At 56.2% G+C, this 11,306-nt stretch carries 7 protein-coding genes and 1 pseudogene; 4 read left to right on the top strand and 4 right to left on the bottom strand.

Annotated features, from left to right (window positions below; translation table 11 throughout):
• Positions 1 to 65 precede the first annotated feature (65 nt).
• The 4 genes from GOB82_RS11700 to GOB82_RS11685 all read right to left on the bottom strand — a co-directional run bounded on the left by GOB82_RS11700 (position 66) and on the right by GOB82_RS11685 (position 4,283).
• Positions 66 to 563 carry a TolC family protein gene (locus GOB82_RS11700; protein WP_166123284.1) on the bottom strand — a complete coding sequence of 166 codons (498 nt, stop codon included), beginning with the start codon at positions 561 to 563 and terminating at the stop codon, positions 66 to 68.
• 163 nt (positions 564 to 726) lie between these two features.
• Positions 727 to 2,970, bottom strand: a complete 2,244-nt coding sequence (locus GOB82_RS11695; protein WP_166123282.1) for an FUSC family protein — start codon at positions 2,968 to 2,970, stop codon at positions 727 to 729.
• 14 nt (positions 2,971 to 2,984) lie between these two features.
• On the bottom strand, positions 2,985 to 4,007 hold the full coding sequence (locus GOB82_RS11690) for an HlyD family efflux transporter periplasmic adaptor subunit (protein ID WP_166123280.1): 1,023 nt from the start codon (positions 4,005 to 4,007) through the stop codon (positions 2,985 to 2,987).
• A complete protein-coding gene (locus GOB82_RS11685; protein ID WP_166123278.1) occupies positions 4,008 to 4,283 on the bottom strand; it encodes a YtcA family lipoprotein in 276 nt (91 codons plus the stop codon).
• 254 nt (positions 4,284 to 4,537) lie between these two features.
• Between GOB82_RS11685 and GOB82_RS11680 the strand changes: the two genes are divergently transcribed.
• From GOB82_RS11680 to GOB82_RS11665, 4 genes and pseudogenes are all read left to right on the top strand, one after another.
• Positions 4,538 to 6,013, top strand: a complete 1,476-nt coding sequence (locus GOB82_RS11680) for a DUF3375 domain-containing protein (RefSeq protein WP_166123276.1) — start codon at positions 4,538 to 4,540, stop codon at positions 6,011 to 6,013.
• A complete protein-coding gene (locus GOB82_RS11675) occupies positions 6,010 to 6,777 on the top strand; it encodes a DUF4194 domain-containing protein (RefSeq protein WP_166123274.1) in 768 nt (255 codons plus the stop codon). Before GOB82_RS11680 ends, GOB82_RS11675 begins: the two co-directional genes overlap by 4 nt.
• Complete coding sequence (locus GOB82_RS11670) at positions 6,770 to 10,177, top strand: SbcC/MukB-like Walker B domain-containing protein (RefSeq protein ID WP_166123272.1); 3,408 nt, start codon at positions 6,770 to 6,772, stop codon at positions 10,175 to 10,177. Before GOB82_RS11675 ends, GOB82_RS11670 begins: the two co-directional genes overlap by 8 nt.
• Positions 10,178 to 10,361: 184 nt before the next feature.
• Positions 10,362 to 11,163 (top strand): annotated as a pseudogene (locus GOB82_RS11665) (transposase).
• The last annotated feature ends 143 nt before the right edge of the window (positions 11,164 to 11,306 follow it).

Genomic DNA, 11,306 nt, shown 5'->3' with positions numbered 1-11,306 from the left:
TCTGCTCAAAACGCAGATCAAAAGCTCTCCAGAAAACCGTCAATCAAATCGCCAAAACCCAGAAATTACTGGCCAAGCACATCAATCAACGGTTCTTCGATCCCTCCATCTATCATCGCACGCGTGTGGCCAAAATCAAACAGCAGATAAGACAGCTGAATTTCGGGGAACAGTGCGGCGGCATTGGCCGCCATATACCCTTTGGGCGTCAGGAAGTTTGGCATGGAGGTAATAGTACGCTTCCCCCCCGCAAGCAATGTGGCGGTAATTTGGGGAGCCAGCGTGGACTCGGACACGCCTACTGCAAGGGCGCTTTGTCGCGCCTGTTCCCATGTAATACGTGTCTGCGGGTTATGCCTCTCGGCAATATCGATCAGTTCGGAGAGAGACAGCGGCTTACCGCTCGTCACAGCACTCGCTGGTGAGGTACCTTCTGGCTGAACGGGATGCAGGCCGACTTCAGCTGAAGCCTGATCAAGCCGGCTCATGCTCTGGGAGACTTTTTCGTCCGTTTGAGCCGATGTTGGCGCAGCAAACCCATCACTGCCCGGGGGCATTTTCAAGCCTGTCTGCTCTGTTGGCCGCCAGGGATGATCCGCAGCCGATGGTGCGAGACCCGATGTATCGTGACAGCCGCTGACGGCTGTCAGAACGAAGCACAGAGCCGGACCCCAGGGGAGATATTTTCCACCCATGCCCGTTGCAGCAGATTTCCAGCGAGAAGACTTAACCATGTGACAGACCTGTATTATTATGCTGTGCGGCGTCCAACGTTCTCAAAATTTTTCTGATTTCATCATCAATAAACGAAAACCAGATCGTTCTTTCCGGGTCATCAGGCAGGTCCGGGGGAGTGGGTACGGATAATTTCAGTTCGTCATATCCCTCCCCCGTCACAATCCATTGAGCAAATTTGCGCAACCAGCCTGCCAGCTCTGTGAGCTTGGCATCAACAATCGCACTTGATAAATGCGACATATCGACAATGACTGATATTTTTACTGCCAGAAGCTGAATTTCAGTAAGAAGGCGATGATTGAAATCACTTGCGAAAAGCCGTTTGCTGACAGAAGCACCCTCCAAGGCATCTCCACTGAACGATGATCTGACAGCCGCAATAGACTGACCAAATGCTTCACGCTCCCCCTCCTGCACGGGATCGAATGGCGCGTCGGGATTGGCTCTTTTGAAAACTGTCATTTTTGCCAGGATATTGATTGCATTGGCCAAATTTTTGCGCGCGATGGTGGCCACGCTGACAGGCCAGAGCGTTGTCGAGACAAGGGCAACCACCACATTGCCTAACAGAACTCCGATAACGCGATTCCGTGCCGTCTCCATATCAAGCGTAGGGCCGTATCCCTGCAGGGTGCTCAGGCAGAAGGCCAAAGCCGTCTGCACACCGGCATAGGCTATGCGATCACTTCCTGATTTTATCCAGGCAGACACGAACAATACGGGCGTCATCATCAGAATAAGACCGGTTATGCCTGTTATGACCGGCATGAAAACCAGAATACAAAAAATACCTGCAAGCCCACCGGCAAGTGCGCCGAACAGGCGCAGAAACATCTTGTGTGTTGTATCGCCGATTGTTCCCATTGGAACGACGAAGCATGTCAGAACACACACGCCGATCCCGGGCCAGTCAGTAAGACGCTCGATCAGGTAACAGATGGTAACCGATAAACACAATCTTCCAGCAGCGTGCCGACCGGCACGCTGAACATCAGCGCCAGGCTTGAAGAGCGACGCGGGTTTAGTGTCACTTTCCGGCGGCAAATACCCACGGTCTTCATTCACTCTCGAACTCAAAGCCAGAATAATAGCAACGCTACGTGCAATCTCTCGAGCCAAAGGATGCAGCGCGGCGTTGGTGTCGAAGGCTTTCGCAAGTCTCTTGAGAACCCCGTTCACGCCGTGGCCAACTGCCGATGCCTCAGCCTCATCATTGCCATCCTGAATCATCTTGGCAGATTGGCGCAAAATTCCGGCTGATGTTTTCAAAAGATCAGGTGCTGTCGATACCGCTGTGGATTGCGTGATTTTTCGTTCACTTACGGTGGTAGACCACAATGTCGCCATAAGAGAAATCCGGGAAATATACCGGATCAAGGTAAGACTGACGGCCGGGTTATGTGCTTGTAATTTGAAAGATAATGCCAAATCATACAGCTTTCTAAACCCTGAGACACCCTGTAGTGATGATCTGAAAACCATGTCCATTGCAGGACTTCCCAGCTCGCATCCGGTCTCCATTGCATCGGCAACCAGCAACACTCTTTCAGACTCAGCGTTTTTCAGGACCTTTCCCGGGTCTCTTCCCCATAAGTGGTTGGTAACAATGATCACTGTCAGGGCCACAGCGTAAAGAAGCGCGAACCAGAGGCACTCGTGAAGAAAGGACTCTTCGGGAGGAAAATATTTACTGTCGGGTATGACACTTTCTGTCGTGTTTCCGACCCATGCATCGATTGTATTTCCTGCGCTCGCGGCCAGATCAACCATCGTCAACAGATAGACGGTCCAGAAGAAAAACACGTTTGCGAGCATGCCAGCCGTCATCACGGCGCTCAGGTACCCCGCGCAGAGCGTTAAAAAGACCATAAGGGGTAGACGGATCGCCGGTTCATCCATTGTGACCATCATGCACAGGATGCTTGCACCGGTACCGATGATGATCATGCCCCCACCGGTTAACGCCATACGCGAACTGGTCGCTGCGTCATTCCCCGAAAGGAGGAAGCCAATCCAGACGAAGATCGCCACCTCGGGCAGACGAAATGTCTCTCCAATGAGGAGAAACAAGATCGTAAGACATGTCAGCCTGATCGTGTTTTCCAAACGCCCGGGTACCGGTGCCATTTCAGCCACCATTCCCCGAAAAGAGAAAACCGGATTTCCCTGATCAAGGGGTACAAAATAGGCATTGCCAGAGTTCTGTTTTCTGGCTGCCTTACGTCTGGACAAGGAGAAGCGAAGACTCATCTTTGAATAGTCGCAACAACCGTTGCTCCAATACGCATAAACTCCGCAGGAGGGTGATCAAGACTGATACGTACGGGATAGCGCTGCGCAATTCTGACCCAGTTCAGACTGCGGGCGACTTGCGGGAGCCCGTTTGAAAGACTGCCGACATCCGGCTGGACACCACCACCCAGACTTTCCACGTGACCGTGCACCACAACATCGGGGCGGGCAAGAACATGGATGATCGCCGGTTGACCCGCATGAAAATCGGGCACTTGAGTCTCGCGGAAATTGGCGACCACCCACCAGTGCTCAGTATCAATAATCGTGAACAGAGATTTACCCTCTGTCGCATATTCACCGGCGGCTATGTTGAGCCCCGTAATCTGACCATCACAAGGAGCCTTGACGTCCGTGAGGCGCAAGTTTCTCTGCGCGGCCTGTAGCTTTGCGGTCATTCCGAGGATCTGCGCCCGAATCGGCTGGTCGTCCCGAACGCTCTTCAACGCGGCAACCTGGGAGTGAATTGCCTGCTCCAGAGCCGCAGAGGATGTTTTGACGTTGCTTCTGGCCTGATCCAGTTCCTGAGCGGTCACGAAACCCTGCCGCGCGAGGGGTGCCAGACGCGCCTCGGTAGATTTTGCCAGCGCAAGCTGGGCCCGCATCTGTTCCACACTGCTTTCCTGCGCTTCGGCAGTCGATTTTTGTGACCCAATCTGCAGATCCTGCAAAGGCAGTTCAGCCTTCAGGTTATCCAGATCAGCCTGTGCCTGCTCCACCGCGTAGCGGAAAGGTTCAGGGTCAATGACGAACAATGTGTCACCCCGATGCACAAACTGATTATCCCTGACGTTAATGGCAATCACTCTCCCGCTGACTTCGGGAGCCATATTGACGATATCGGCTTGTATAAAAGCATCGTCCGTACGGGGGCTGCGATCGGCAAGATACGCTGCGATGACAGCAAGAATCGCACACAGTGCCAGACTGGCGACGAGAAATGCGTATCCCATCATTTTTTTTGAAAATGCCATCATTCAAATACCGATCCAGATGATCCACAGACCAAGCGTCATGGCAGTGCCGAACGCGAGCCAGGAGAGCATTGGCAGAGGAACAGCGTCATTAAACCTGAACACACCCAACAGAACACGCGTCAGGGCAGCCAATCCCGCTCCGGCAAAGGCACACAGGAGCCAGGAAGGAAAAAAAGATCCAAACAAATCTTGCGTCGGCGATGCACCGCATGAAGTAAGAAAGACGCAATTCAGTGAAAATAACGTTATTTTTTTTATTGGATTTTTTATGTGCATTCGAATACCCTTGATTTACGGTGCCTAACGCCATGATCTTTTTATAGTTCATAATTAAATGCTCTGTCAGCCTGATATTTCACCCCCTCTCCAGAAACCGAACTTTCTGCTTATCTGCCGAGCCGTTTTGAACTCACCAGCCCTCCACGCGCGACGCATCAGTCACAGCCCCTTCCCTCTCTCGCCTCCCGCGCCTGTATCCTGTAATCAGGGGGCCTTTGGCATCCGGGCGTAAGGGAACAGGGCTGGCGCAGATGAAGCTTGATTTCACAACTCTGAATGGCATGCGTCAGCATAACCCCGCATGGCGGCTTCTCTGCTCGGACCATGCCCCTCTTATTCTCAGCTTTCTGCATCAGGTTTTCGTTCGCCCCAACCTGCGCAGTCTGGAAGCCGAGAGCATGGCCGAGGCGCTGGAAGACACGCTCTACACCCTGCGCCAGCAACTGGATGAGACTGCGTTCCCCAGAAGCGCCCGCGAGTATCTGGAAGACTGGGCCTCCCCCGAGAAAGGTTGGCTGAGAAAATTCTACCAGAGCGGCACGGAGAACGCCGTGTTCGACATGACCCCCGCAACCGAGAAAGCCCTCTCATGGCTGGAGCAGCTGGCAGAGCGCAGCTTTGTCGGCACGGAATCCCGCCTGCGCACCCTGTTTGACCTGCTGCGGCAGATGAACGAGGGAACGCAGAGCGACCCGGACCAGCGTCTGGCCGACCTGCACCAGCGCCGTGACGAGATTGATGCGGAAATTGCCCGCATCCAGAGTGGCGACCTCAGCCTGATGGATGATACCGGCATCAAGGAGCGTTTTGCACAGTTCACCCGCATGGCGCGTGATCTGCTGGCTGATTTCCGTGAGGTGGAACATAATTTCCGTCGGCTGGACCGCAGCGTGCGGGAGCGCATCGCCCTGTGGGATGGCACCAAAGGCGCGCTTCTGGATGAAATTCTGACCCAGCATGACCTGATCAATGAGTCCGACCAGGGCCGCAGCTTTCAGGCTTTCTGGAACTTCCTCATGTCCAGCCGCAGGCAGGAAGAACTATCCCAGCAGCTTGAGCGTATTCTGGCCCTGCCCGTTATTGCCGCTCTGCAGCCTGACCCGCGGCTGCGCCGCATTCATTATGACTGGCTGGAAGCAGGCGACCACACACAGCGCACTGTGGCGCGGCTTTCCCACCGCCTGCGCGAATTTCTGGATGACCAGAGCCGACACGAAACACGGCGCATTACGGACATCCTGCATTCCATTGAAGCACGCGCCCTTGCCCTGCGCCCCTATCTGCCTGACTGCCCGCCGGATGATGTGCTGACAGAGATTGACGCCATGTCCGCCTCGCCCGACCTGATTATGGAACGGCCGCTCTATACGCCGCCCCTCCCCACAGTGCTGAGCCTGGACCCTCTGCCTGACTTCACCCCGGAGGACGTGGACCCGACAGCCCTGTACGAGCAGGTGGTGATCGAGCGGGGACGCCTGATTGACACCCTTGAGCAGGCTCTGGCGGAAGCTCCGCAGATCAGCCTTGCCGCCCTGCTGCGCCGCCACCCGCTGGAGCAGGGGCTGTCTGAACTTGTGGCCTATCTTCAGCTCGGCAGTGAGCGCTTTGAGAGCCTCATTGATGAAACAATACGCGATCATGTAAGCTGGGACATCATGACAGCCGATGGTTCCACCATAACCCGCCACGCCACCCTGCAACGCGTTATTTTTGTGAGGTCGGCATGAGCCAGACTCCCCCCTTCCCGGAGGCCGCGCCGGCCGCCACATCCCCCACCGGGCAGCCCGCGGCATCCCTTTCCACGCTTGTTATCACCCTGCTCAAGGGCGTGATCTATCGTGAAGAGGATGAGGGCCTGTGGGGACGCCTGCTCCATCTGCAAAATCAGGTGCGGGAGTATGTGTCCGTTCTGGGGCTGGTTCTGATTATTGACCCCGCAGAGGGCTATGCCTACCTGCGCAGCACGCCGGAAACGGAAGAGGAGGAAGCCGCCTCCCGCCTGCCCCGGCTGATTGCCCGGCGGCCGCTTTCCTTCCATGTCAGCCTGCTGCTGGCCCTGCTTCGCCAGCAGCTCGCGCGGTTTGACGCCACAGGCGGGGACACGCGGCTTGTTCTCACCCGGGATGAGATTGCCTCCATGCTCCAGACCTTCCTGCCGGAAAGCAGTAATGAAGTCCGGCAGCTCGGGCAGATTGAAACCTACATCCGCCGCGTTGCGGATCTCGGCTTTCTGCGCCCCCTTCCCCCCACCAGCCCGGACACGGCCAACGCCCCGCCCCGGTATGAAGTGCGGCGCATCCTCAAGGCGTATATCGACGCAGACTGGCTGGCGACACTGGATGAACGGCTTGACGCCTATCTGGCCCATGCCCGCAGCCCGGAGCAACCCGACAGCACAGCCTTCGCCACCCCGGCAGCCGAACACGCGCCGGAACCGGATGCACCACTTTTCCCCGCCTTTGCCGACACAGGACTGAACGACCGTGACTGACCTCGATCAAGCCCCGCTGGACTTTGCTGTGGATGACCGTCTGGCCGGGTTCCGCCTGCATCGGCTGGAAGTGCTGAACTGGGGTACGTTTGACAAGCGGATCTGGAGCTTTGACCTTAACGGGCGCAATGCGCTGCTCACCGGGAATATCGGCTCCGGAAAATCCACTCTGGTGGATGCCATTACCACGCTGCTCGTCCCGGCACAGCGGATTGTCTATAACAAGGCCGCCGGCGCCGATACACGTGAACGCTCGCTCCGCTCCTACGTGACGGGCCATTACAAGACCGAGCGGAATGACGCCACGGGCTCCACCAGATCCGTCAGCCTGCGTGATACGCAAAGCTATACTGTTATTCTCGGCGTTTTCAAAAATGAAGGATACCTTCAAACCGTAACGCTGGCGCAGGTCTTCTGGCTCAAAAAGCAGCAGGTTCAGCCCGCGCGGTTTTTTGTCTGTGCTGAACGGGAACTGTCCATTCAGGAGCATTTTACCGGGTTCGGCACCGATATCCTGCAACTGCGCAAGAACCTGCGCGCCCTGGACGCAGAGGTGGAAGACAGCTTCAACCGCTATGCGGCATGGTTCCGCCGCCGCTTCGGGATTGAAAATGAACAGGCGCTTGACCTGTTCCTTCAAACTGTCTCTATGAAATCTGTTGATAACATCACGGATTTTGTCCGAGATAACATGCTGGCGCAGTTTGACGCCACAGAGCGCATTCATGCCCTGATTTCCCATTTTGAAGATCTCGATGATTCTCATCAGGCCGTGCTCCGGGCCCAGAAGCAGATCCGCCTGCTTACCCCCCTGACGGAAGATTTCTCCACCTACCGCGCGCGCGAAGCCCGCAGCGAAACCCTCAAGGGCTGTCGTCAGGCCCTGCCGAGCTATTTTGCCTCACAGAAGGCGGCTCTCCTTGAGCAGCAGATTGCTCTGGAGCAGGAGAATGCCGCCACAAACCAGCAGAACCTGACCACGCAGGACGCCACACGTACAACCAGCCAGCAGCAACTGGAAGACGTCCGGCAGGCGATTTATGCCAACGGGGGGGACAGGCTGGAACAACTGGCCACAGCCATCCGGCAGGCGGAGCAGACGTGTGAAGAACGCCGGAAAAATGCAACCCAGTATGCACTGCTTGTTGAAAAGCTGAATGAGAAACCCGCGGTATCTTCAGAAGACTTTCTGAAACTGACACAACACCTCAAAAAGAAGAAAGCGGAGTGGAAAAAGCAGGAGAGCTGGCTGGCGAAAGACCTGACAGACCAGACCATTCTTTTCCGCGAAGAAAAAGCCCGGCATGCCGATATTGTAACGGAGCTGGAAAGCCTGCGTAAGCGGCAGAGCAATATTGACGAACGGCAGATCCAGATGCGCGCCATGCTGTGCACTGCGCTGGGTGTTACGGCTGAAGATCTGCCTTTTGCCGGGGAACTGATCCGTGTGCGGGATGACGCACGGGAGTGGGAAGGTGCCGCCGAACGCCTGCTACACGGTTTTGCGCTCTCCCTTCTGGTGCCGGACCATCTGTACGCACAGGTCACGGACTGGGTGGACCGCACACACCTGAAGGGGCGGATGGTCTATTACCATATTCAGCCTCTTCGCGCAGGCGCGCACGCTGCACGCCATTCCAACAGTCTGGCGCAAAAGCTGGAAGTACACCCGGACTCCTCCATAAGGCTCTGGGTGGAAAATGAACTGGCCCACCGGTTCAACTTTACATGCTGTGACACACAGGAGGATTTCCACCGCGCCAGCAGGGCCGTCACCCGCTCCGGTCAGGTGAAGGAACCCGGTGGCCGGCACGAAAAGGACGATCGCCACCGCATTGATGACCGCAGCCGCTATGTTCTGGGCTGGAACAATGCCATCAAGATTTCCGCGCTGGAAGAAAAACAGCGTGAACAGGAAGCTGTTCTTCAGAAACTTGCAGCAGATATCGCACAGGCCGAAAGCGCCCGCAAAACGGTTCAGGAACGCTTTGAGACCCTGACCCGGCTGGAGCGTTACCCGGATTACACAGCCCTTGACTGGCAGGGTGCGGCGGAAGATGTCGCGCGAATTACCGCAGAACGCGATGCACTGACGGAAACATCCGATGTGCTGCGGGCCCTGCGCGAACAAAAGGAGAGTGCCGAACAGGTTCTCCGTCAGGCTGAAGCGGACTACATGGTCCTGTATAAAAAGCAGACCCTGCTGGACCAGTCTCTTGAAAGCCTGCATGCCCGCCTGCAGCATTGCCGCGCCATTCTGGACGAACACACGCTCAGCCCGGAGCACGAGCAGGAACTCAGCGCCCTACAGGCGCAGCATGATGCACCTGCACTCACCAGTCTTGACGCGTATGACACGGCTGAAGCGCAGCTCCGCACCATGCTGGACACGCATCTCGAAAACCATCAACGCACGCTGGACAGCCTGCGTGACAGCATTCTGGGAGATATGCGGGAGTTCCGGGCGGCTTATCCGGTTGAGACACAGGATATCGGGTGCCGGCTGGAAGCTGGCCCGGACTATTGTGCGTTTCTTGCCCACCTGCAGAAAGATGACCTGCCGCGCTTTGTCAGCCGGTTTAAAAATCTTCTGACTGTAAATACCATTAACGAAATTGCCAATTTCAACGCGCATCTGGCGCAGGAGCGGGAGACTATTCGGGAGCGCATTGCTGTTATCAATACCTCCCTCACCCAGATTGACTATAATCCGGACCGCTATATCCGGCTGGAAGCACACCCGACACTGGACCCGGAAATCCGGGATTTTCAGGAATCCCTGCGCGCCTGCACAGATCACGCCACAGCGGGGGATGAGGCGGAACAATATTCCGAACAGCGTTTCTATCAGGTCAAAACCATTATCGAACGCTTCCGTGGCCGTGAAGGCCGCGCGGAAGCAGACCAGCGCTGGACCACAAAAGTTACCGATGTCCGCAACTGGTTTTCTTTTGCAGCCAGTGAACGGTGGCGCGCGGATGATACCGAATTCGATCACTACACAGATTCCGGCGGCAAATCCGGTGGTCAGAAAGAAAAGCTGGCCTACACCATTCTGGCCGCAAGCCTTGCCTACCAGTTCGGTCTGGAATGGGGCGAAGTGCGCTCCCGCTCCTTCCGCTTTGTGGTGATTGACGAAGCCTTTGGCCGTGGCTCTGATGATTCGACCCAGTATGGCCTGCGGCTGTTCCAGCAGCTCAACATGCAGTTCCTGATTATTACGCCGCTTCAGAAAATCCATATCATTGAACCGTTTGTTTCAAACGTCGGGTTTGTTGACAATCGGGATGGCCACTACTCCCGCCTGCGGGTTCTGAGCATTGAGGAACATTTCGCCAAGAAAGCCTCTCTGAGTGACCATGCTGAAGAGCCTCTGAAGCACGAAGAACAGACTGTGTGACAGCAAACGCGCCCCTGCCCTGAGCGGGGGCGGTTGCTCTGCTGTAGAGTTGAACTTTTCAGCCCGGCACCCGACACTGGCACTGGCACTGGCACTGGCACTAGAGCAATTCCACTGAACTCTGAATCGAGAGGTGACACTGAAGGCGTCTTGTGATTTACCGTTTTCCTTGATGGAGACGGTGATGGCACGAGCATTGAGTGATGATCTTCGGAAGCGGGTTCTGGAGGCTGGAGTTGGAAGAGCATCAGCCCGCTCGATTGCGGCGCGGTTCGGTGTTGGGATTTCGACAGTGATCCGCTGGTTGCGTCGGGAACGCGAAAGTGGCGAGCGGACGCCCCGTCGTCAGGGCAAGCCGCGCGGGTCACGTCTGGACGCGCATGAAGCCTTTATTGCCGACATGATTGAAGCGCAGAAAGACATCACGCTCCACGAGATGATGGCGCGCCTGAAAAGCGAATGTGACATTGGGATCGGGCGCAGCATGCTCAGTCGCTGGCTGCGGCAGCACGGATGGACATTCAAAAAAAGACCGCCCATGCACTGGAGCAGGAGCGTGAGGACGTCCTGACGGTCACTGGAAGACCACGACTTTCACCGGTGGGCTGCGTCTGACAGGCATGACCGCGCCCTTCGTGCATGATGGTCCCATGAACGGCACGATCTTTCAGGTCTACATCGAACGGGTTCTCATCCCGACCCTGAAGTCGGGTGATATCGTCGTGATGGACAACCTTCCGGCGCATAAGCTTCCGGCAATACAGAAGGCCATCGGGCAGGCGGGGGCCAAACTGATGTTCCTCCCACCCTACAGCCCTGACTTCAACCCCATCGAGATGGCCTTCTCAAAACTCAAGGCCTTGCTACGCGCCAGAGCCGAACGGACCGTCAGTGCCCTGTGGGACGCCGTCGGCGCGCTGCTCCCGGCTTTCACACACAGTGAATGTACCAGTTTCTTTACAGCCGCTGGATATGAGCCGGATTAAAGTGGAATTGCTCTAGCTCTGGCTCTGGCGGCATTGCGCCTCTCTGCTGCCGCCAGAGCCGCGCCCTGTGCGGAATTGCCACTGCGTTTTTTATTTGATAATGATAATCCTTCTCATAAACCCGGAGGGGGAGCATGTCAGTT

Source organism: Acetobacter farinalis, assembly GCF_011516935.1.
GTDB classification, from domain to species: Bacteria; Pseudomonadota; Alphaproteobacteria; order Acetobacterales; family Acetobacteraceae; genus Acetobacter; species Acetobacter farinalis.
Note: the sequence above shows the minus strand (reverse complement) of the source record. Positions and strands in the feature narration are given on the sequence as shown.